The organism is Myxococcus xanthus, assembly GCF_013116825.1.
Taxonomy (GTDB): Bacteria; Myxococcota; Myxococcia; order Myxococcales; family Myxococcaceae; genus Myxococcus; species Myxococcus xanthus_B.
Map to the genome: position 1 here is coordinate 26,293 of NZ_JABFNS010000051.1, position 20,811 is coordinate 47,103.

Annotated in this window: 22 protein-coding genes; 12 read left to right on the plus strand and 10 right to left on the minus strand. The window is 69.3% G+C overall.

Going from position 1 to position 20,811, the window contains the following annotated elements:
- Nucleotides 1-3: 3 nt before the first annotated feature.
- The 3 genes from HNV26_RS16960 to HNV26_RS16970 all read right to left on the minus strand — a co-directional run bounded on the left by HNV26_RS16960 (nucleotide 4) and on the right by HNV26_RS16970 (nucleotide 2,667).
- Nucleotides 4-303 (minus strand): hypothetical protein, encoded by a 300-nt coding sequence (locus tag HNV26_RS16960; protein ID WP_366816884.1) that lies wholly within the window; start codon nucleotides 301-303, stop codon nucleotides 4-6.
- Between the two features lie 227 nt (nucleotides 304-530).
- Nucleotides 531-2,174 carry a serine protease gene (locus HNV26_RS16965; protein WP_171440072.1) on the minus strand — a complete coding sequence of 548 codons (1,644 nt, stop codon included), beginning with the start codon at nucleotides 2,172-2,174 and terminating at the stop codon, nucleotides 531-533.
- Nucleotides 2,175-2,289: 115 nt separating this feature from the next.
- Nucleotides 2,290-2,667, minus strand: coding sequence for a SpoIIAA family protein (locus tag HNV26_RS16970; RefSeq protein WP_011556283.1), 378 nt, complete (start codon nucleotides 2,665-2,667; stop codon nucleotides 2,290-2,292).
- Between the two features lie 215 nt (nucleotides 2,668-2,882).
- On the opposite strand from HNV26_RS16970, the gene HNV26_RS16975 reads away from it, so the two are divergent.
- From HNV26_RS16975 to chrA, 4 genes are all read left to right on the plus strand, one after another.
- Nucleotides 2,883-3,272 (plus strand): hypothetical protein, encoded by a 390-nt coding sequence (locus tag HNV26_RS16975; protein ID WP_171440073.1) that lies wholly within the window; start codon nucleotides 2,883-2,885, stop codon nucleotides 3,270-3,272.
- 194 nt (nucleotides 3,273-3,466) lie between these two features.
- Nucleotides 3,467-4,447, plus strand: coding sequence for a fumarylacetoacetate hydrolase family protein (locus HNV26_RS16980; RefSeq protein WP_171440074.1), 981 nt, complete (start codon nucleotides 3,467-3,469; stop codon nucleotides 4,445-4,447).
- Entirely contained in the window at nucleotides 4,444-5,103 is a 660-nt protein-coding gene (gene maiA, locus HNV26_RS16985) for a maleylacetoacetate isomerase (protein ID WP_171440075.1), read from the plus strand. Before HNV26_RS16980 ends, maiA begins: the two co-directional genes overlap by 4 nt.
- A gap of 69 nt (nucleotides 5,104-5,172) precedes the next feature.
- On the plus strand, nucleotides 5,173-6,384 hold the full coding sequence (gene chrA, locus HNV26_RS16990) for a chromate efflux transporter (protein ID WP_171440076.1): 1,212 nt from the start codon (nucleotides 5,173-5,175) through the stop codon (nucleotides 6,382-6,384).
- Here chrA and HNV26_RS16995 read toward each other — a convergent pair.
- The 5 genes from HNV26_RS16995 to ygfZ all read right to left on the minus strand — a co-directional run bounded on the left by HNV26_RS16995 (nucleotide 6,371) and on the right by ygfZ (nucleotide 10,836).
- Nucleotides 6,371-6,856 (minus strand): hypothetical protein, encoded by a 486-nt coding sequence (locus HNV26_RS16995; RefSeq protein WP_171440077.1) that lies wholly within the window; start codon nucleotides 6,854-6,856, stop codon nucleotides 6,371-6,373. The genes chrA and HNV26_RS16995 overlap by 14 nt on opposite strands.
- Nucleotides 6,853-7,311 (minus strand): hypothetical protein, encoded by a 459-nt coding sequence (locus HNV26_RS17000; RefSeq protein WP_171440078.1) that lies wholly within the window; start codon nucleotides 7,309-7,311, stop codon nucleotides 6,853-6,855. Before HNV26_RS17000 ends, HNV26_RS16995 begins: the two co-directional genes overlap by 4 nt.
- Entirely contained in the window at nucleotides 7,308-8,804 is a 1,497-nt protein-coding gene (locus tag HNV26_RS17005) for a fused MFS/spermidine synthase (RefSeq protein WP_171440079.1), read from the minus strand. Before HNV26_RS17005 ends, HNV26_RS17000 begins: the two co-directional genes overlap by 4 nt.
- Before the next feature lie 111 nt (nucleotides 8,805-8,915).
- Nucleotides 8,916-9,740: a hypothetical protein gene (locus HNV26_RS17010; RefSeq protein ID WP_171440080.1), complete on the minus strand. Its 825-nt coding sequence runs from the start codon at nucleotides 9,738-9,740 to the stop codon at nucleotides 8,916-8,918.
- 25 nt (nucleotides 9,741-9,765) lie between these two features.
- A complete protein-coding gene (gene ygfZ / locus HNV26_RS17015) occupies nucleotides 9,766-10,836 on the minus strand; it encodes a CAF17-like 4Fe-4S cluster assembly/insertion protein YgfZ (protein ID WP_171440081.1) in 1,071 nt (356 codons plus the stop codon).
- A gap of 38 nt (nucleotides 10,837-10,874) precedes the next feature.
- Between ygfZ and HNV26_RS17020 the strand changes: the two genes are divergently transcribed.
- The 7 genes from HNV26_RS17020 (at nucleotide 10,875) to HNV26_RS17050 (ending at nucleotide 16,481) form a co-directional block, all read left to right on the plus strand.
- On the plus strand, nucleotides 10,875-11,201 hold the full coding sequence (locus HNV26_RS17020; protein ID WP_171440082.1) for a cupin domain-containing protein: 327 nt from the start codon (nucleotides 10,875-10,877) through the stop codon (nucleotides 11,199-11,201).
- Nucleotides 11,198-12,625, plus strand: coding sequence for a vitamin K epoxide reductase/DsbA family protein (locus HNV26_RS17025; protein WP_171440083.1), 1,428 nt, complete (start codon nucleotides 11,198-11,200; stop codon nucleotides 12,623-12,625). The genes HNV26_RS17020 and HNV26_RS17025 overlap by 4 nt, the downstream gene beginning before the upstream one ends.
- 16 nt (nucleotides 12,626-12,641) lie before the next feature.
- The gene (locus HNV26_RS17030; protein WP_171440084.1) at nucleotides 12,642-13,031 is read left to right on the plus strand and encodes a translation initiation factor; all 390 of its coding nucleotides are present in this window, start codon (nucleotides 12,642-12,644) and stop codon (nucleotides 13,029-13,031) included.
- Nucleotides 13,032-13,678: 647 nt separating this feature from the next.
- Nucleotides 13,679-13,816, plus strand: coding sequence for a hypothetical protein (locus HNV26_RS38445; RefSeq protein ID WP_253816684.1), 138 nt, complete (start codon nucleotides 13,679-13,681; stop codon nucleotides 13,814-13,816).
- Nucleotides 13,817-14,201: 385 nt separating this feature from the next.
- A complete protein-coding gene (locus tag HNV26_RS17040; protein ID WP_171440085.1) occupies nucleotides 14,202-14,393 on the plus strand; it encodes a hypothetical protein in 192 nt (63 codons plus the stop codon).
- Between the two features lie 158 nt (nucleotides 14,394-14,551).
- Nucleotides 14,552-15,898: an AHH domain-containing protein gene (locus tag HNV26_RS17045; RefSeq protein ID WP_171440086.1), complete on the plus strand. Its 1,347-nt coding sequence runs from the start codon at nucleotides 14,552-14,554 to the stop codon at nucleotides 15,896-15,898.
- A gap of 16 nt (nucleotides 15,899-15,914) precedes the next feature.
- On the plus strand, nucleotides 15,915-16,481 hold the full coding sequence (locus tag HNV26_RS17050) for an imm11 family protein (RefSeq protein ID WP_171440087.1): 567 nt from the start codon (nucleotides 15,915-15,917) through the stop codon (nucleotides 16,479-16,481).
- A 71-nt stretch (nucleotides 16,482-16,552) separates the two neighbouring features.
- On the opposite strand, the gene HNV26_RS17055 is transcribed toward HNV26_RS17050, so the two are convergent.
- Together HNV26_RS17055 and HNV26_RS17060 are read right to left on the minus strand one after the other, a co-directional pair.
- On the minus strand, nucleotides 16,553-17,557 hold the full coding sequence (locus HNV26_RS17055) for an isocitrate/isopropylmalate dehydrogenase family protein (RefSeq protein WP_140867484.1): 1,005 nt from the start codon (nucleotides 17,555-17,557) through the stop codon (nucleotides 16,553-16,555).
- Between the two features lie 145 nt (nucleotides 17,558-17,702).
- Nucleotides 17,703-18,473, minus strand: a complete 771-nt coding sequence (locus tag HNV26_RS17060) for a DUF2270 domain-containing protein (RefSeq protein ID WP_171440088.1) — start codon at nucleotides 18,471-18,473, stop codon at nucleotides 17,703-17,705.
- 88 nt (nucleotides 18,474-18,561) lie between these two features.
- Here HNV26_RS17060 and HNV26_RS17065 point away from each other — a divergent pair, with 88 nt between their 5' ends.
- Complete coding sequence (locus HNV26_RS17065; RefSeq protein WP_216612423.1) at nucleotides 18,562-20,646, plus strand: response regulator; 2,085 nt, start codon at nucleotides 18,562-18,564, stop codon at nucleotides 20,644-20,646.
- Nucleotides 20,647-20,811 lie beyond the last annotated feature (165 nt).

The following is a 20,811-nucleotide window of genomic DNA, read 5'->3' on the forward strand; positions in this document are numbered from 1 at the left end:
TGGTCAGGGCACGGTGGGGGAGCGCCCGCGGCGGGGCCGCAGGTAATGGCGCTCAATCCAGTCCATCTTCCGGGAAGGCGTGAGGTACGGCCGCGCGAGCACGGCCTGGGGCCAGGCATGGGCCGGGTCCGTGTCGAAGTGCTCGCCCAGACAGAGCTGACAGGCGATGAAGCGGGCCACGTCCCATCGCGCGGTGATGCCATGTCGGGCCGCGGCGTCGATGCCGCGCTCGGCCCGCGCGCGCAGCTCCTGCTCCTTCAGGTCCGCGCTCTCCTGGGGGAGCTGCGTCCTAAGGAAGCGCACGACGCTGCTCACGTAGGCACCGCGTACCGAGGTGTCGAGGCACGCCATCTGTTCGGGTCGAATCCTCAGGACCACGCACGCTCCGGGACCGAACGGCCGAATGTGTGGATTTTAACGCTTTGAAGGGACGTGCTTCAACCGCGAGCGGGTGGCCAGATGCGACAGCGGGGCGGCCACTCCGTGAAGAGTGACGCGCCCCGCGGTGCCCACCTCGTGGTGGAACGTGACTACTGGACGGTCCAGCCCACCGTGCCGCTGCAGCTGGTGTTGCCGTAGCAGCCCGCGCGGATCTGATACGTGCCGCCCGCGCCCGCCGGCACCGTGTAGGTGGCGTGCGACAGCGAGCCGCAGCCGGCGCCGTCGTCGTTGAACTTCACCTGCGTGCCGGCGGCGTTGTACAGGCGGATGAACGAGTCACCCGTGCCGGAGGCGCCCGTCACGTTGCAGGTGCCGAAGGAGAGGCGCTGGCCGGCCGCGAGGGTGACATTCTCGTTGGTGGTGTTCTGCCGCGCGCTGTCGGAGTTGACCGAGCTGTAGTTGAACGTGCCGGAGGTGGCCGGCGGCGTCGCCGTGCCAATGGTCCACGCCACCGTGCCGCTGCAGCTGGTGTTGCCGTAGCAGCCCGCGATGATTTCGTAGTTCCCAGCCGCGCCGGCCGTGAAGGTCACGTTGGAGCCGCGGCCCGTGGCGCAGCCGTCATCGTTGGAGGCGACCTCGATGCCGCTGGGGCCATTGACGCGCAGCCACGTGTCACCGGTGGCGCTGGCGCCCGTCAGGCCGCAGGTGCCCACGGTGAGGCTCTGGCCGGCGGTGAGCTCCACCGTGTGGCGAGTGGTGTTCACGGTGGCGTTCTGGGTGTTGCTGGCCGTGAAGTCGAAGGACGTCGGCGGCGGCGGCGTGGTGTTGCACAGCCGGACGCTGGTGTTGGCGGCGCAGAACGCCTCGATGGCCGGGCGGACGTAGGTGATTTCCTCGCCGTCGCAGTCCGTGCCGTTCTGGCTGCACTCGTTCACGACGTAGCAGCTGCCCTGAACGACGTAGTCCGCTTCGCCGCGCACCAGGATGCCGGCGATGGTGTGGCTGGACATGTCGTAGACGGCCGAGCCGGAGTTGCCGCCGAAGGTGTCGGTGGTGGCGGTGAAGTAGTCCAGGGGGCTGGCGCGGCCATTGCGGACGATGCCGCCCGAGTCAATCTTGAGCGGGATGCCGCTGCCCGAGCCGATGACGGCCACGTTGGCGCCCGTCGTCATGGCGGCGTTGCCCGGGCGGATGGGCGCGGGCGTGAAGCGCGGCGCCGCCGGACGGTCCAGGCGGATGATGGCGTAGTCCAGCGTGCGGCCGCCGGAGGTGTTATCCCGCCGCACGACAATCTCCTTGCAGCTGAAGATGTCCTGCGTGGTCATGGTCTGCACCGAGTTCGCGTCGGGCCGGTAGAAGTTGAAGGCCCACTTGAAGTCCCTGCAGTCGGCCGCGGATTCCACGCAGTGGCCGGCGGTCAGCAGGAGGTCATCGTCGATGAGCGTGCCCGAGCAGAAGCCGGGCGACGGGTCGTCGATGAAGCGCTGGCCCGGGCAGAGGTTGCCATACTCGCCCAGCGTGAGGCTGGTGAAGACGACGTTGTTGGGGTCTGAGTCGTCAATCTCGAACGGGTCGACCATGACGGCGCTGGCCTGCATGGCGTACTGCCGCAGGGTGGCGTCGGGGTGCGCGTACACGTCCATCCGGTCGTCGTTGCCATAGACGACGGGCTGCTCGGTGGAGCCGCTGCCAGCGGGCTCGCCCTCCGGAGCCGGTCCACAGGCCGCGACGGAGAAGGTACACAACAGCGCGCCGAGCAGCTTCCTGCGGGCGTCGGTCCGGGGGATACGCATGAGACAACCACTCCTACGGGAGATGTGAGGCCCGACCCCGTCGGGGGGTGGGCCGCCGCAATATATGTGAAAAAAGACGTTCCTGCTGTTGGTAGGCGGACAGTCCGCGCGCGCCTCAGTCCGCGTCGGGGTCGCGCAGCCACTGGAGGGCTTCCCCCCGCGTCTCGAAGGTGCGGGTGGGGATGCTCAGCATGGCGCGCTTCGTCATCCGCCAGGCCTGGAGTCCGGAGGGGGCGTCACTGACGACCCGGGCGGAGCGCTTCATGCCGTGGAGCTGGGCGAAGGCGTTGAGGCTGGCCATGGCCGTCACCACGTCGCTGGGCATGACCCGGAGCTGGGACTGGTCCACCAGGGCGGACCACTCACCGGCCAGGTCGTTGATGGCCTTCTTCACGTCGGCCAGGTACTCGGCCAGGTCCGCGGTCGTGACTTGTGGGGGATAGACAACCTCGAGGATGCGGTCCTGCGAGTGAACGGTGATCTGGAATGGCATGACGGTGACGGGCTCCGGACGGGCGCGCCATCCTAGCCGCAGGCGGTGACACGTCTAGAGCGGGGGGGCGGATGGGGCGCCCTGGCGGCGCCTTCCCGGCCCTGTCCGGAAGGGCAGGGAATGTCAGACCCACCTGGTACTGACGTCCCTGCCGCTGCTCCGGTACCGGCGCGCCGAAGGGGCGCGCCGGCGGCTGCATCCGGCAAGGGGGTTTCATGAACACGAAGTTGTACGTCCTGGGCGCGGTGCTGGGCGCCGCCCCGGGCCTGCTGCCGGTGGTGTCGGCGCCGCCGGTGGCGTCCACGCAGGAGTCGCGTCAGGACTCGCGCGGGACTTCTCGAAAGGGCCGGGGAGGCCCGGCGAAGGGCGCATCCGCTCCCGTCCATCCGGCGGGGGTGACGCCACCTCCAGGCGCGAAGGACGCGCTGGAGACCCAGGGCGCGGTCCCTGACGAAGGCCGCACGAGGGGTGGAGGCCAGGGCAAGGCTCCACGCCATCCGTGCGAGGCCATCACCATCATCCAGGTGCCCTGCGACGCCGAGCAGGAGGCCTGCGAGTACACGTACTGGCACTGCCCCGAGGTCGTGAATCCGCTCCGGGCGTGAGTGACTGAAGCAGCGAGGAGCGCACGGGCGGCCGGTTCCGCCCGTGCGCTCTTTTTTTCGCGACGTGTCTGCCGTTCGCTTTTCTCCGGCGGCGCGTGTCCGTCTTGCTTGACACCCCGGAATCTCCGTCGGAAAAGCCCGGACACACGAGGCGGCCCGGCTATTTTCCTCAGAGGCCGCCGGGGAGCCCGGCATTGAAGCTCGCGACGCTCAAGGACGGAACCCGTGACGGCCGCCTCATTGTCGTCAAGCGGGACAACTCGGCCTATGCGCTGGCCACTAACGTGGCGCTCACGCTGCAAGCCGCGCTGGACGACTGGGAGACGAAGGAACCCCAGCTGCGCGCGCTGGATGCCCAGTTGGAGGCGGGCACGGTGCAGAGCCGCCCGCTGGACGTCAGCGCCCTGCACGCGCCCCTGCCGCGCGCCTACGAGTGGGTGGACGGCAGCGCGTACCTCAACCACGTCATCCTGGTGCGCAAGGCGCGCGGCGCCGAGCCCCCGGAGACGTTGAAGACGGACCCGCTGGTGTACCAGGGGGGCTCTGGGGACTTCCTGGCGCCCACCGCCGACATCCCCCTGGCCGACGAGGCCTGGGGCCTGGATTTCGAAGGCGAGGTCTGCGCCATCCTGGGCGACACGCCCCAGGGCACGAAGGCGGAGAACGCGGCGCCGCACGTCAAGCTGCTGATGCTGGCCAATGACGTGTCCCTGCGCAACCTCATCCCCAACGAGCTGGCCAAGGGCTTCGGCTTCTTCCAGAGCAAGCCGGCCACGGCCTTCAGCCCCTTCGCGGTGACGCCGGACGAGCTGGGCGCGGCCTGGCGCGACGGGCGCATCCACCTGCGGCTGCGCTCGGTGCTCAACGGGCAGCAGGTGGGCGACACGGACGCGGGTCCGGAGATGCACTTCTCCTTCTTCGACCTCATCCAGCACCTGTGCAAGACGCGCAGCTACACGGCGGGCACCATCCTGGGCAGCGGCACCGTGTCCAACGCGGACCGCGAGCGCGGCATCTCCTGCCTCGCCGAGCGCCGGATGATTGAGACGATTGAGCAGGGCGCGCCCAAGACGCCCTTCATGAAGCCGGGAGACACCATCGACATCGAGATGATGGACGCCGAGGGCCGCAGCGTGTTCGGCCGCATCTCGCAGAAGGTGGTGAAGGTTCCATGAAGGGGCTTCGGCTCTACAGCTACTGGCGCTCGTCCGCGTCCTGGCGGGTGCGCATCGGCCTGCACCTGAAGGGGCTGGAGTTCGAGTACGTGCCGGTGCACCTGGTGAAGGACGGCGGCGAGCAGAACAGCGCCGCGTACCGGGCGGTCAATCCCATGCGCACGCTGCCCACGCTGGAGTGGACGGAGGCGGATGGCACGGTGCGCCGGTTGTCCCAGTCGCTGCCGGTGCTGGAGTACCTGGACGAGCGCTTCCCGGCGCCCGCGCTGCTGCCCGCTGACGCGTTCCTCCGGGCGAAGGCCCGGATGCTGGCGGAGATGGTGAACTCCGGCATCCAGCCCCTGCAGAACCTGTCCGTGATGCAGCACGTCAAGCAGTCGCTGAACGCGGACGACAAGGCGTGGTCGGCCCACTGGAACACGCGGGGCCTGGAGGCCCTGGAGGCGGCGGTGCAGTCCACGATGGGGCGCTTCTGCGTCGGGGACGCGGTGTCGCTCGCGGACGTGTGCCTGGTGCCGCAGCTCTACGGTGCGCGCCGCTTCGGCGTGGACCTGTCGCCGTACCCCACGCTGCTGCGCATCGAGGCCGAGTGCCAGGCGCTGCCCGCCTTCCAGGCCGCCCAGGCCGACCGGCAGCCGGACGCGGTTCCCGCCTGAGTCCGGTGTGGCGGCCGCGCCTGTCTTGGGCGCGGTCGCCGGAAGCGCGGCGTGGGACACTCGATTCCCATGAGTCCCTCCTCGTCCCCGCAAGGTGGTCTTCCTTCGTCTCCCGCTTCGCCGGTGGACCGCGCCGCCGCGCTGCGGGAGCTGGCGGGGTTGTTCCTCCGGCTGGGGACGTTCGCCTTCGGCGGACCGGCGGCTCACATCGCGATGATGGAGGACGAGGTGGTGCGCCGCCGCGGCTGGCTGTCGCGCGAGGAGTTCGTGGACCTGCTCGGCGCCACGAACCTGATTCCGGGGCCCAACTCCACGGAGCTGGCCATCCACATCGGCCATCGGCGCGCGGGCTGGCCCGGCCTGCTGGTGGCGGGCGCGTGCTTCATCCTCCCCGCCTTCTTCATGGTCGCGGCCATCGCCTGGGCGTACACGCGATTCGGCGCGCTGCCGAAGGTGGACGCCGTGTTGCACGGCGTGAAGGCCGTCATCATCGCCGTGGTGGCCCAGGCGCTCTGGGGGCTGCTGCGCACCGTCGTGCGGACACCGCTGGCCGCCTGCGTGGGAGCGGCTGCCGTGGCGGCGGCTTTCATGGGCGTCAATGAGTTGCTCCTGCTGCTCCTGTCGGGGCTCGCCGTGCTCGCGTGGCGCGGCATGGCGCGACAACGGCCTGGCGCGCCTCGGGCGGGGATGGCGCCCCTGTGGCCGTTGCTGTCCTTGGGGGCCACCACCGCCACGGCCGCCGCGCCGTTCACCCTGCAGGGCCTCTTCCTCTTCTTCGTCAAGGTGGGCTCTGTGCTGTACGGCAGCGGCTACGTGCTGCTGGCCTTCCTCCGCACCGGGTTGGTGGAGCGCTACGGTTGGCTGACCGAAGCCCAGTTGCTGGACGCCGTGGCGGTGGGGCAGGTGACGCCAGGGCCCGTGTTCACCACGGCCACCTTCATCGGCTACGTGATGGGCGGCCCATCCGGCGCGGTGGTGGCCACGGTGGGCATCTTCCTGCCCGCCTTCGTCTTCGTGGCGCTGAGTGGGCCGCTGGTGCCACGGCTGCGCCGCTCATGGGTCGCCGGCGCCTTCCTGGACGGCGTCAACGTGGCGTCGCTCGCGCTGATGGCGGTGGTGACGTGGCAGTTGGGGCGGGTCGTGCTGGTGAGTCCGTTGCCGGTGGCGCTGGCGGTCGTGGCCGCCGTGCTGCTCATCCGCTATCGCGTCAATTCCGCGTGGTTGGTGCTGGGTGGCGGCTGCGTGGGCGTGCTGGCCGCCGGGGGCCTCAGCGCGGGGTGAGCACGGCCTCGCAGGCGCTCACCGGCTCGTTGGCGAGGTCCGCCCTGCGCGCGGTGCACTTCAGCCGGAGGACCTCGCCTTCGCGCAGGACTTCGCACGCGCGGTTGACCTCGACCGCTGTTCCGGTGCCCGCATCGCCAGGCAGAGTCCCACCATCCGCGCCCACGATGATGGGGACGTTCATGTCCGCCAGGTACCAGTTGTCGCCCTGGCGGAGGTCCACGCTGCCGTCGTAGACGTCCCCCGTCATGGGCAGGCCCGTTCGTTCCTCTACCTCCACGTCGAGGCGGCAGGTGTCTTGCGGGGTGCTCACCATGAGGATGCCCGGCGCTCCGCACGTGTTGTGGCCCACGTCGAAGGTGACGCTCTGGGCGGGCTGGTGGCAGCCTTTCTCTCCCGAGTCCGCGACGAGCAGCACCGCCGTGGTGGCGAGCGCGGCCGTGGCCGCGAGGTTCATCAGGATGACTTTCACGTGCTGACTCCAGTGGAGGGTGAGGTGGGGAGGGACGACGGTTCACGGGCGGCGGCGCGGCTGTAGTGCACCGCCGCCCAGACAAGCGGCAACGTGACGAGGTCGGTGGGGTCGGCCCAGGCTCGGAAGCTCCGGATGCCGAGCGGCACGCCCAGGGGCCGCAGCAGCTCACAGAAGAGGTCCGCCGCGGGCTGGGAGACCTTGAGCGCGGTGTAGAGGCACGCGGTGAAGGCCGCGCCCACGGCCACCCTGCGCGCCCTGGGCCAGCGCGTCACCAGCGCCAGCAGCGCGGACATGTAGAGCGGCAGGAAGAAGCAGATGGCGACGTCGGACAGCTTGCCGGTGAGGGCGTTGTGGAAGGTGGGCTTGAGCCAGCGGTCATTCACCGCCATCAGCGCCACCGCGAGCAGGGGCAGCGGCGCGAGGAACTCCGGCATCGCGGGCAGGCGCTTCATTGGAGCTTCTCCCCACTCGAGAGGGCCCGCAGGAGGATGGCGTCCGTGAGCAACTCCACCGGGGCCCGGTCGTCCGTCAGCGGCTCGCCCGCGGGCACCGGCTTCAGCTCTCCGGCCACGCGCTCCGCCAGCGGGCGCAGCGATGTGGGGAGCGACGCGGTGCGTGCCGCGAGCCGCTCCGCGAGCCCGGGGGCCCCGGCGAAGAGCAGCGTGTTGCTGTGGTTGCGCGCGTCGGCGGCCCGGACCTCCGGGAAGACGGTGGCCAGCGTGGCGCCCACGGCCTCCACCACTGCGCGCTCCTGCGCGTAGCGCCCCACGTTGAAGCAGGCCACGCCACCGGGCTTCAGGCGCGCGGCCACGGCGGCGGCGAACTCGCGCGTCGTCAGGTGGAAGGGGACGTAGGGGAAGCGGAACGCGTCGACCAGGATGACGTCGTACTGGCGGGTGTCGCTCGCGAGGAAGGCGCGCGCGTCTCCGACATGGACTTCCACCTCGGAGGGCAGGTCGAAGTGCGCACGGCCCAGCCGCACCACCTCCGCGTCCAGCTCCACGCCCACCACCTCCACGCCGGGGTACGTCTCCCGCAGGCCCCTGGCGCTCGTGCCCGCACCCAGGCCGAGGACCAGCACCCGGGGCGCTCGTGGCGCTGTCTGGGCCATGGCGGGGACCAGCAGGTAGTGCCCGAAGACTTCTCCGCGCACAGGCAGGCCAGGCCGGTGGACGCTCTGCACCGCGTAGCCCTCATCGAAGACGAGCGAGCGGGTGCCGTGGTCGTCCTTCACCACCTGGATGAAGGCATAGGGGGACTCGGCCACGTCCACGGCCTTGGGGGCGCGGGGCAGGGCGTGGGCGCCCAGGGCCAGCGCCACCATGGGCACGCCCACGGCGGGCAGCCGCCACCGCCACCCCAGGTGCCAGGAGGCCGTGAGCCCCAGCACCGCCGCGAAGAGCGCCATGGTGCGCGCGGTGCCCAGCAGCGGCAGCACGACGAAGGCCGCCAGCAGTGTTCCGGTGATGCTGCCCACCGTGGAGGCGGAGGACAGCCGTCCGGCGTGCGCGCCCGCTGACTCCACTCCCGCCAGCCCCACGCGCAGCACGTACGGCCCCACCGCGCCCAGGACCAGCAGGGGCGGCATCGCCACCACCATCAGCAATGCCACGCGGCCCAGCCCCTCCATGGGGCGTCCCCCCAGCACCGCGGCCGTGGCGCCAGGCAGCAGCGCCCGCGCGAGGAAGGGCAACATGGCCAGGGCGAGCGCGGAGAGGCAGAGGGCGCTCAGCAGCGGTGTCAGGCGACCCGAGCGGTCCGCCACGCGGCCTCCCAGATGCGCGCCCAACGCGAGCCCACCCAGGACCAGGGAGATGAGCGCGGCCCACACGGGCGTACTGCTGCCGAAGTAGGGTGCCATCAGGCGTGACGCCGCCATCTCCGACGCCATGACGGTCGCGCCGGTGATGAAGGACAGCCATGTCAGCGAAGACGTGGGTCGCATGCTCGGACGCCTGCTTCAGCAAGGTCCGTTCCAGCGCGAAGTCTTCGAAATGATTGATGCAGAGGGACAGCGGCGGCAGGGGCACCATGACAGGCGTGCCAGGGGTGGGCGTTATCGGGCGGCGACGCCCCGCCGCTTGCGGGCGGCGGTGACCGTCAGCAGCAGCACCACCAGGGGGACGCCCAGCACCACGGGCCACAGCCAGAGCGGCTCGCCGCCGTGGATGACGGCGCGGAACTCGCGGCCCTCGGCGGGGCCGTCCATCAGCTCCGCGAGGTTGAGCTTCCACTCCACGGTGTCCTTCTGCTCGTTCACCGTGCCGTTCGTCTCGCCGATGCCAGGGCCGTGGATGCGGAGGGTGAGGCGGTTGTTGACGAGCATGGCCTTCACCATGCCCTTCGCGAGCTCCTGGGCGGCCTGCTCCGCGGCCTCGTCACCGATGCCGACCGGCGTGGTGAAGGCCTTCTCCGGGTTGAAGCGCTGGGTGTAGACGTAGTCCCCGCCCTGGCGCTCGATGCGGAAGTCCCACGCATCCTTCGGCGACGACGGTTGGCCCTGAGAGTGCTGCTCGGCGGCGCGGCGGTAGAGCTCCGGGAGCCGGGTGACGTCCTTCACCGTCACGTCGTAGACGAGATGGACCTGGCCGTCCTTCTCGTAGTCCCGGAGCATCACCTGGGAGACTTCCGGGTCCTGGCGCAGCGCCTGCTCCGCCTCGCGCGCCTTCGCGAGCAACGCTTCCTGGGCCTCCGTCGCGCCGCCCAGCCGCGCCAGCGCCGTCAGTGACTTGGGCATCCCCATGTCGACGACGAGGCGCGCCGAACCTCCTGGCTCAATCCAGAGGTCCTGCTCGACGTTGAAGCAGCCCGTCAGGAAGAGGGACAGCGCCGTGAGCAGCAGCGCGGGACGAAGCAGGGTGCTCGGTGAGCCAGGGAACATGGCTCACCAGTATGCTGGCACTGTTTCACGCGGAGAAGGGGAGGGACGCCACCTTCACCGTGGCGGGGCCCGCCGCCAGCGTCAGCTCGGTGCCCGGCTCCAGCGAGTCCCGGTGCACGTAGCCCAGGGCCACCCGCTGCCCCATGACAGGCGACTGCACCACGCTGGTCAGCCAGCCCACCTTCTTCTCCCCGCGTCGCAGCTCGGTGCCGGGGGCCACATCCGCGTCGCCCAGCAGCAGCCCCGTCAGCTTGCGGTTCATGTGGCCGCGGAAGGTGGCTCGGGCGATGACCTCCTGCCCGATGTAGCAGCCCTTGTTGTAGGAGATGGCATTCGCCAGGTTGGCTTCCAGCGGAATGGTGGTGTCCACCATGTCCTGGCCGTACCGGGGGACGCCGGCCTCCACTCGGAGCAGCTCCAGGGCCTCGAAGCCCAGGGGCTTCAGGCCGTGAGCGGTGCCAGCCTCGGACAGGGCCCGCCAGACGTCCTCCAGGCTGGCGCGCGGCACCCACACGTCGACCCCATGGGGCTCGATGGCGGTGTTCCCCAGCAGCCACACCTCCTGGCCGGCCAGCGTGGCCGTTCGGGCGGTATGGTGCGACAGCGGCGCATGGGGGCTGCCCAGGGCGGCCGACAGGACGTCCGCCGTCCGGGGCCCGAGCAGCCGGAGCAGGGCCAGCTCCCCCGTGGCCTCGTGCAGCTCGGCGTCCTCGGAAATGAGGTATTTATCCAGGAACTCCCGCACCTTGGCGCCGGTGCCGGGCTCCAAATCCAGGAGGAGATCGGACTCCCGCTTGAGGATGCGGGCATCCGCCACCATGGCCCCCTTGACGGTAACCATGGCGGCATAGGTCGCGGTGCCCACTGGCAGGTTGTTCACCTCCTGGGTGACCATCCCGTGTAGGTAAGAGGCCCGGTCTTCCCCAGTGATTCGGAGGGTTTCGCGGTAGGAGGCATCATGGAGGGCCACGGACGCCTTCGCCGCCCGGTACTCTCCCTCCGAGTCTCCATACCCGGCCACGGTTTCCCGGCCGCCCACAGCGCCGAAGCGGGCGCCCGCCTTCTCGTGAAGAAAATGCAGAGACAGCGGTTCCATGTCCGTCGCTATATAGAGGCGAAGGAGCGAATGCCACGATGGATGTGAAGCACCTGTCGTCCTTCCAGGACTTCTCACCGGAGAAGCTCCTGAAGCACAATGTCTTCCAGTCCGGCCGTTTCTTCCTGGACGTGTACTGTCTCCAGCCGGGACAGGCCCAGAAGCCCCACCGCCATGCCACGTCGGACAAGGTGTATGTCGTCCTCGACGGGCGCTGCCGCGTTCGCGTGGGCGCCGAAGAGGAAGTCCACGGCCCTGGCGCCGCCATTTTCGCCCCCGCGGGCGCCGAACACGGCGTCGCCAACGACGGCCCCGATGCCGCCCGCCTCCTCGTTCTGATGTCCCCGCCCCCGGAGCATGCATGAGCTCGACGTCTTCCCCTTCGCCCACTCCCGTGGCGACTCGCGGCGCGCTGGCGCTGCTGGTCCTGGGCCTCGCGGAGAGTGGCCTGTCCATCTTCCAGTGGATGCAGTTGCTCACCCTTCGCGGTGGCGGCTCCACCGTGTGCGGCGTCTCCGACACGGTGAACTGCGAGACGGTGTGGAACTCCGCCTTCGCCAGCCGCGTGCATGACCTGGTGGGCCTGCCCGTGGCGGCCCTGGGCCTCGTGTGGGGCCTGGTCGCGGTGGGGCTGGCCGCGCTGTTCCTGGCGTGGGCGCGCTCGGGCCGTCCGGTGCGTCCGGCGGCCAACGGGCTGCGGCTGGTGGCCGCCGCGGGCCTGGTGTCCGTGGTGGTCTTCGCCGTGGCCAGCGCGCAGTCGGGCGCGCTGTGCCCCACGTGTCTGGCGACCTATGCGCTGGTGGTGGCCTTCGCCGGTGTGGCCTGGAAGGGCCTGCCCGGGTCGCTGCTGCCCGGCGCGGGCGAGTGGGGCGCCACGCTGAAGTGGACGGCGGGTGTCACCGCCGCGGTCTTCCTGGCGACGCTGCTGCCCGGCCGGGCCACGCCCAAGGCGTCGGAGGCGTCCGGTGCCGCGCTGCTGCCGCCCGTGTCGCAGGTGGCCAGCACGCAGACGCCGGGCGTGACGTCGCAGACACCGCCGCCTCCGCCCGCGTCGCTGGAGGAGTTCCTGCGCTCGCTGCCGCCGCAGCACCAGCAGTTCATCGCGGACGCGCTGGCCGCGTACCGCAGCGGGACGCCGCAGCCCGCCGCGTCGCCCGCGCGCCACCGCTACGGGCCAGTGGATGCTCCGGTGAAGATTGTCGAGTGGACGGACAGCAAGTGCCCCCACTGCAAGATGCTGGTGGAGGAGCTGTCCGCGCTGAAGAAGCGGGTTCCCGAAGGGAAGATGTCGCTGGAGGCTCGCCAGTTCCCGCTGGACGGCGCGTGCAACCCGGCGATTCCGCGCCGGGGCCCGGATGCGCCCAGCGTGCGCTGCGTGGCGGCGCGTGCGCAGATCTGCCTGGAGGGCGCGCCGGACTACTGGGAGCTGCGTGAGAAGATGTTCGCCGCGCAGGCCGTGCTGGATACGGAGCGGGCGGTGGAGATTGCGTCGTCGGGCTCGGTGCCGCGCTCGCAGTTGGAGGTGTGTATGAGCAGCCCGGCCACGGCGGCGAAGATTCAGGAGGACTCCCGCTACGCCATGCGCCACCACATCCAGGGTACGCCGCTGGTGCTGGTGAATGGCCGCGAGGCGGCGCCCTCCGCGCCGTTCCTCTACGCGCTGGTGATGGCGGACGGGAACCCGAGCGCCCCTGGCTTCGACGTGCTGCCTCCGCCGCGTCCGCGCCCGGCCGGTGGCCATGGCCACCACGGCCACGGCCACGACGACCACGCGGGCCACAACCACTGAGGACGCGGCACCCGCCATGGGCAAGCGCGACAAGAAGGGTGAGCCGCCGGCCGCACCGGCGGCTCCATTCAACAATCCGTTCGCCGCGCTTTCGGCGCAGCGGGAGACCTTGCCCCAGGCTCCCGCCGCGCCCGTGGCTCAGGCGCCTGTGAAGGCCGAACCCAAGGGCCCCGCGCGCGCGGTGGTTCGCATGGAGCGCAAGGGCCGTGGCGGCAAGGAAGTCACGGTGGTGGAGCACCTGGAGTTGCCCGCGGCCCAGCGCGAGGTGTGGCTCAAGGCGCTGAAGAACTCGCTCGGCTGCGGCGGTGTCGTGGAGGACGACACGCTGGTGCTCCAGGGCGACCAGCGTGAGCGGCTGCCCGCGCTGCTGGAGGCGCGGGGCGTGCGGAAGGTCACGGTCGGCTGAAGCGCTGGGCGTCGGGCTTTGTTCGTGGAGGGCGGGGCCTGGTGCTCTCCGCCATGCGCTGGCTCGCCACTCGCCGGTCGTGAGGTGGCGGCGCGGAGACGGCGAAGGTCGAGCCGTGTGTCGCTTCGCTCCGCGTCTGGTGCTTGTTCGCTCTGCGTACTGGGACGCGTCTATCATTCGTGCCGATGGCTTTCTCTTGCTCCATCAGGCTTGGCGCTTTGCTTTTCCATCTCCTGGCGGGATGCGCAGGTTCCACTCCCCTCTTGATGGCCGCTTCCGACGCGGAGGTCGCGAGAGGCCCGTGGTCGGAAGTCCCCGCTGTCGAGATGCCCACAGGGGATGCTTCCATCCCGATAAGCCTTCTTCGGGATGTGGCGGAGGCGCTGCTGAATCTCCCTGGGGCGACGGCGTGCGACCCGGGAACACGGCGTCCCGTCGTAGGGCTCTCCACGGAGTATTGCTCGACGGTGTACGTGGCGGGAGGTCGAGACTCCTTGTCCTGGCGGGTGACAGAGCCCGTTGGGGGGAGTCATGCTTCCTGCCGTCCGTTCTTCGCGGTGAAGGATGAGGACTATCCATCTTCGCAGGTGTGGGTCGTGGGTTTCGTCCACAACCATCCGTGTGCCGCGGCACCTTCGTCGCAGGACTTGAGCGTGTGGCCTACGGACGCGTTCAAGCCCTTCGTGTCCATGGCGGAAGTGCGCTTGATACCTGGAAACCCTGCTCCAGCAGCCTTCATGGGCTCCGTCATCGAGATGGCATCCGCACTGGTGGCGGAGCGCTAGGACGGGACTCGGCTCTTCCTTCGCTACTTCCCCACGGGCGAGGTCCAGCAGTGGAGTGACGCCAGGGGCAGTTGGGTCATGCCGGGCATCTGTGCTCCCCCCCTCCTCGTCCTCCGTTTCGGAACGTGGCCCCCCAATGCCGTAGCGGGGGGGGCAGTTACTCCGTGATTGGGGTCGGGAAAATGAACAAGACGCTGACGGTGGCAGGGTTGGTCGCGGTGCTTCAAGGGTGCGCCGCGCCTGCATCCGCTTGGAAACGTGAAGTCCCGTGGCCGGATGATCATTCGTCCAGAACCGTCGTAGAGCGCATGGTGGCTGGTGCCGCGTTGGCTGCCGTGGGCGCAATTCGTGAGGTGGTGCGGAGTGTTCGAGTCCGGAGCAGGGCTTGGACGTCTCCGTCTTCGCGGGGCCGACGCCGGGCTTGTACTTCGTGGCGGTGGACCAGCGCTTTGACCGCTGTGACGGTCCGAGTGGACGCGTCCTCGACTGGTGGGAGGTTTATGCGGTGACGGCTCAGGGGGAGGTGGGCGCGAAGGTGCCGACTCCAACGACGGAAGGCTCGGACACGAACCAGTAGAGGAGTCAGGGAGCCATTCAGGGGAACCTCACTTGTCTTGGACTTGGCTGGTGATGGTTTAGGGCATGGATCGTTTGCATACCGCCCGCTCCTGGACCTCAATTTCTGGTATTCCTGACTTGATTTCGTGGCACCGAGTTCGGAACCGGAGGACTTGGATGTTCGCGCGAGGGATCTGGCTAGCATTGGTGCTTGCCCTTACGGGCTGCTCGGCCACGCGGCTCGTGCGACTGGACACGGGAGCCGGAACGCCGATTGTCCACATGCCCTTCGTGGAAGTGGAAGACGGCGCCGGACCCGTGGAGTTGGACGAGAACGAATTCGAAGATGCCCTGGTGACGCTCGTCCGGGACGTGCGGCCCTCGGCCAATCCGCTACGAGAGGCCCGCCAACTCTTCGGCGTCCCCGAGCGAAGCGGAGTGTACCTGTACCAACATCGCGACTCTCGGCTCATCCCTCAGGATGAGGAGAAGGACCCCGACGGCCTTCGTCTCCTGGATGCGTACGCGGATGACGAACTGACGCACGCCTATGGCCGCTGGTGCGAGCGCAAGCAGCAGCCCGGCGACTGCTTGCGCCTGCTGGCCGAAGGTCCACTGCTGGCTAGCGACGGCAGGTACTCGCTGGCCATGGCCATCGCAATGGACTCGGTCTGGGCGGAGACCGCCGAGGCGCTGGAGGACATGGCGGACCCTCAGGCGCTGCTAGCGACGGTGAGTGCCTCTGTCAGCATGTATCTGCTGCTGTGGTCGCTGCCCGAGCCTGTGAGCAAGGGATTGGCGGCCCTGCTGACCGCGACCGCCATCGCTTACCTGGGCGTGGACACGGTGTGGCGCATCTTGGACGGCTGGATGGTGTTGGTGCGTGAGGTGGACCGGGCGACCACTTTCGCTCAGCTCAGCGAAGCGGGCGAGGCGTACGGTGAAATCCTTGGCGAGAATGCAGCCCGCATCTTTGTGATGCTGGCCACTGCCGCCATCGGGAACACGGCGGGCCTTGCTGCAAAGTCTTCGCGGCTGCCTGGTTCGGCGCAGGCAGCTGTCGCCGTGGAGACGCAGGCGGGCTACCAGTACATGGCGATAGGGGGCGTGCAGTCGGTGGCGAGGGGGGCCGACGGCTTCACCGTTGCATTGGCACCCAATGCGGTAGCAATGACGGCCCGGGGCATGCGCGGCGGCCGCTCTGAGAATCATCACCTCGCCACCAACAAGAACAGCATTTCTTCCGCGCGTGGTGGGCCTTGGACACCGAGGTTCAAGAGGCTCTTCAAGAAGGCGGGAATGGAGCTGAAGGACCCTGAGAACATCGTGCCAGTCGCAGGCCACCGCGGCCCGCACCCACAGAGGTACCACGAGCGGGTCTACGAACGACTGAACGGTGCAACCGAGAACTGCCGCAAGGTGGAGGAGTGCCGCGCGGCCCTGACAAAAGCCCTTCAACAGCTGGCCAGGGAGGTCGCCACAAAAGGGACGGAGCTCAACAGGCTCGTGACGCGCGGCACGTAACGGTTAAAACCGCATTATGCCGAGTCGCTTCTTCAGGATTGCCGAGAACGTCCACGCCGGTAACTGGTACCTGGGCGATCCCGAGGACCCGCGAGGCCAGGAAGTAGAAGACCCTTGGATGTTCAGGGCGGGGCGGCCCGTCCAGGTCGAAAGTCCTCTGACAGTTCCCATCGACGAACCGGGAAGAGCGTTGGATTTCTCCCTGGCAGGCGTGGGGCTTGTGCCCATCGTCCACGTCAAGGTGGCCACGCTTTTCGTGGAACTGGCACCCGACGACGTGCAGACCATTCCCGTGAACATCAAAGGCTACCCGGACCAATACCTCATCCTGGTGGCGACGAAGCTCATCCGGTGCATCGACGAGAAGGCTTCCAAGGTGCAGTTCTGGAAGCCGGAGGACGGGCTGCCCGCGAAAGTAGGTCAATACTACGCAGTGGACGACTTGCGCATCGACCCCGTCAAGGTGGGCGAAGCCAAGGTGTTCCGCACGGAAGGCTGGACCCAGGCCCTCATCGTCTCCGAGGACATCAAGCAGGAGCTGGAGCGGCTAGAGGCCACCGGCGTGAAGTTGACGAGGGTGTAGCCCGGACACGAAAAAGCCCGGGCCGCCGTGAAGGCGCCCCGGGCTTCTTGCTACGGCCTGCGCCGTGCGAACTACAGCGCGCCGATGATGGCGTCGGTGAACTCGCGGGTGGTGGCCTTGCCGCCGAGGTCGCCAGTGCGGACCTCGCCCGAGCCGTACACCTTCCAGATGGCGTTCTCCATGCGGCGCGCCGCCTCGCCCAGCTCCAGGTGGTCCAGCATCATCACCGCGGACATCATCAGGGCGGTGGGGTTCGCGATGCCCTTGCCCGCGATGTCCGGGGCGGTGCCGTGCACGGCCTCGAAGACGGCGGTGCGCTCGCCGATGTTGGCGCCCGGCACCACGCCCAGGCCGCCGACCAGGCCCGCGCACAGGTCGCTGAGCACGTCGCCGTAGAAGTTCTCCGCCACCAGCACGTCAAAGCGCGTCGGGTCCTTCACGAGCTGCATGGCGAGGTTGTCGATGATGACTTCCTCGTAGGTGATGTCCGGGAACTCACGGCCCACCTTGCGGCAGCAGTCCAGGAAGAGACCGTCCGACAGCTTCATGATGTTCGCCTTGTGCACGGCGGTGACCTTCTTGCGGCCGTGCTTGCGGGCGTGCTCGAAGGCGAAGCGGGCAATCCGCGTGGAGGCCTTCTCGGTGATGATCTTCAGCGACTCCACCACGCCCGGGACGATGATGTGCTCCAGGCCGGCGTAGAGACTCTCCGTGTTCTCACGCACCACGATGAGGTCCACGCCCTCGTAGCGCGTCTTCACGTTCGGTACGCTCTTCACGGGCCGCAGCGACGAGTACAGGTCCAGCCGCTTGCGCAGGCCCACGTTGGCCGACGGGAGGCCACCGCCCACCACCGTGCCCGTGGGGCCCTTGAGCGCGATACCGCTGCGCAGCACCGCCTCCACCGTCTCGTGAGGCAGGTTGGTGCCGTACTTGGCCACCACCTCCGTGCCTGCGTCCTTGTACTCGAAATCAAGGGGGACCTTGAGCGCCTCGAGGACGCGAACGGTGGCCGCCATGACTTCGGGGCCAATGCCATCGCCATTGATGATCGTGACAGTTCGTGTGGTCGCCATGGGTGCGGAGTCACAGCACAATTTCCCTGGTGTCGGAAGGACGAAAACGCCCGGGATTCAGCCGGAGGCATGGCGGCCATGAGGTAGGCGCACTCCGGCGGGGCACCCGGCCGGTTTCCGGGCGGGAGGCCATCGGCTCCGAGTGTCAGTGCTCGGACGTGGAAGACGGCCGTGGGCGCCGGGTGGGTCTGCGCCGGGTGCGGATGGCGTAGGGCCGGTAGAAGGCCTCCCACAGGGCTGCCCGGCGTCCCCGGGGCCGGGTCCGCAGCTCACCCAGGGGCGCCCGGATGAAGAAGGACGACAGGAACAGGTAGGACGCGGTCAGCGTGAGCAGCAGCAGGATGGCCGTCACGGCCTCGCCGGGAATCCAGGCCACCCCCGCCCGCGCCAGGAACTCGTCGAGGTCCACGGGCGGCTTCGGGTGGCTGTAGACCTTCACGAACCACGTCATCATCAGGACCATCAGGATGGGCCCGTAGGCGCGGTTGAGCCGGGTGGAGATGGCGGAGAAGAGGGACAGCTGGATTTGGGGCCGTTCCAACTCCAGGGCCAGCTCGCGCAGGGCGTCCGGGTCCACCGGCTCGTGCCGGAGCATGGGGGCCCACCAGCCGTCCTCCAGCAGGCGCACCCGGCGGTTCCACAAGTCGTAGTAGCGGTAGCGCCGCGCTTCGATGAGGAGGAAGGACACCACCATCCAGATGCCCACCAGGAAGGTGACATGTGAGCTCTGTGTCGACGCGAAGCCGAAGGAGATGACCGCCGCCGTCGTCGTGAGCGCCCAGTTGGTGGTGGTGTCCAGGCGCGTGCGCCAGGTATCGGAGCGGTTCAGCTCCCCCCGGAACAGTTGGGCCATGGCCTGCTGGGAGAGCCAGGGTGACTCCAGCACATCGTTCTTGTCACGTTCACGCACAGGCATCCTCCGCCGGAAGGTGGGCTGGGCAGTGGGCGTTTGCAACGCAGGCGGGGTGCGGGTGGCAAGCAGGCGAGCGGGCGCACGGGTGGCCATGGCGGGCGCGCGTGTGCAGCTTGCTGACTTGAACGTGCCCGACGTGAATGCCATCCAGGCCCTGTCCCATCTCCTCCAGGAGGAACGCGAGCGCCTGGCGCGCCTGTGGGCCAAGCGCCTGCGCGCGGAGACCTATGACGTGGAGGTCCCCGGCAGGGACCTGCGCGCCCCGCTGCGCCGGTTGCTGGACGAGCTGGCCCGCCTGCTCAGGGACCGGCCCGACGACGTCGTCCGGCTCTGGCCGGAGGTGGTCCGCCCGCACGGCGCCTTCCGCTACAGCCAGAACTTCGACCCGGAGGACCTGACGCGTGAGTTCAAGTCCCTGGAAGAGGTGATGCTCCACGTCTACGCGCGCCGCAACGGTGGCTTCATCGAGCCCCAGGTGGCGGAGCTCGTGGCGGAGCTGGTGTGGGAGGCGGACGCCGCGGCCCAGGCGTCCTACGCGCGCATCCTGAAGACGGAGGAGGTGCGCTTTCGTGAAGCGGCGGTGATGGAGTCGGTGCTCAACCAGGTGGACGTGGGCATCATGCTGGCGGAGGTGGATGGCACCGTCTCCTTCGCCACGCCGCCAGTGAGCCGCCTCATGGGGGTGCCCATGCGCGCGGTGGTGGGGGGGCGGGCGGCGAACACCATCAATCCCGTGCTGACGCAGGTGAACGCGCGCCACCTCACGGGCGAGCCCTTCAAGCTGGCCGACATGCCCTTCCTGCGGGCACTCAAGGAGAAGGGGCCCGTGCGTGGGGTGATGATGGTGGTGGAGCGCCCCGGCGGCGACACCGCGACGCTGGAGCTGAGCGCCACGCCTGTCTGGGAAGAGGAGGGCGAGCTGGCCGGAGCCATCCAGACCTTCACCGACCGCACGGAAGCGGTGAACAAGACGAAGGCACTCCAGAGCGCGCACGGGGAGCTGCGCAGGCTCCAGGGCCGCCTGCTCCAGCGCACCCGCCAACAGGCGCTGGGACAGCTCGCCAGCGGCGCGGCGCATGCGCTCAACAACTTCCTCAACGTGCTGCGGCTGCGAATCACCCTGCTGCAACGCGAGTTCAAGCCCGAGCACCTGGAGGCGCTCGACAAGACGGTGCAGCAGATTGGCGAGCTGGTGGCCCGGCTCCAGGAGTTCAACATCCAGCGCACCCAGGAGCAGCCCACCGACGTCCCGGTGGACCAGACGGTGCGCGAGGCGCTGGAGCTGGCGCGCGGCGAACTGGAGCAGCGCGAGCACCCGGTGTACGTCGACCTGGACCTGGGCGACGCCGGCAACGTGCGCGCGGATACGGGCTTCTTCCGCGAGCTGGTGGTGAACCTCTTGCTCGTCGCGAGAGACCGGATGGAGACCGGCGGACGGCTGCACGTCTCCACGCGCGCGGACGGGGCCTCGTGGCTGACGCTGCGCATCGAGGACGAGGGCACGCCCTACGCGCCCGATGAGCTGGCGCGGCTGTTCGACCCGCTGCGCCGGGACGCGGGCGCGCCGCAGTTGTCCCTGTTCCTGGCGGTGGCGCGGGCACAGGTGGAGCGCTGGGGCGGCGAGCTGACGGCGGAGATCCCGGCCTCGGGCATGGGCACGGCCTTCGTGGTTCGCCTGCCCCGCGTGCATGAAGGCGCCATGTCCACCGCGCCACGTCCGGAGCCGTCACGCACGGAGGTGATGCGACCTGCGGGGCCCCGGCGCTTCCAGCAGACGCGCAGCGTGCTGGTGGTGGATGACGACCTCGACAACGCGCGGATGATGGCGGAGGTGCTGGGCGAGGAAGGCTACGAGGTCCAGGTGGCCCACAGCCCTGCGGTGGCGCTGGGGATGTGGGACCGGCGCCGCTACGACGCCGCGCTGCTGGACGCGGTGATGCCGGAGATGAGCGGCTGGGAGCTGGCGCGCGAGCTGCGCAAGAAGACCCCTCAGGCGCTGCTGGCCATCGTCACCGGCATGGACGTGCGCGGACAGAACCGCTCCAACCTCGCGCTGGTGGACGCCGTGTTCCGCAAGCCCATCGACGTGGGCGCGCTGGATGACTTCCTGGGTCAGTCCGACACCGCTACTTCCGAGAACGGTGCGTCGACCCCGGGTTCCGCGCCACCCGCCTGAGCGCAGCGGACAGGACGACGTGGTGTCCCAGCCGGGCCGGTAGCTCGCGGCGTTACACTTTTCACTCAAGGTGTTGCGGCGTGGGTCACACCGCCAGGCCCGTTCCGCCGGGTGGGGGGCGTGTCCGAGGGGCGCGGGTGCCTCCCCAGCGCAATCTCCCTGTCT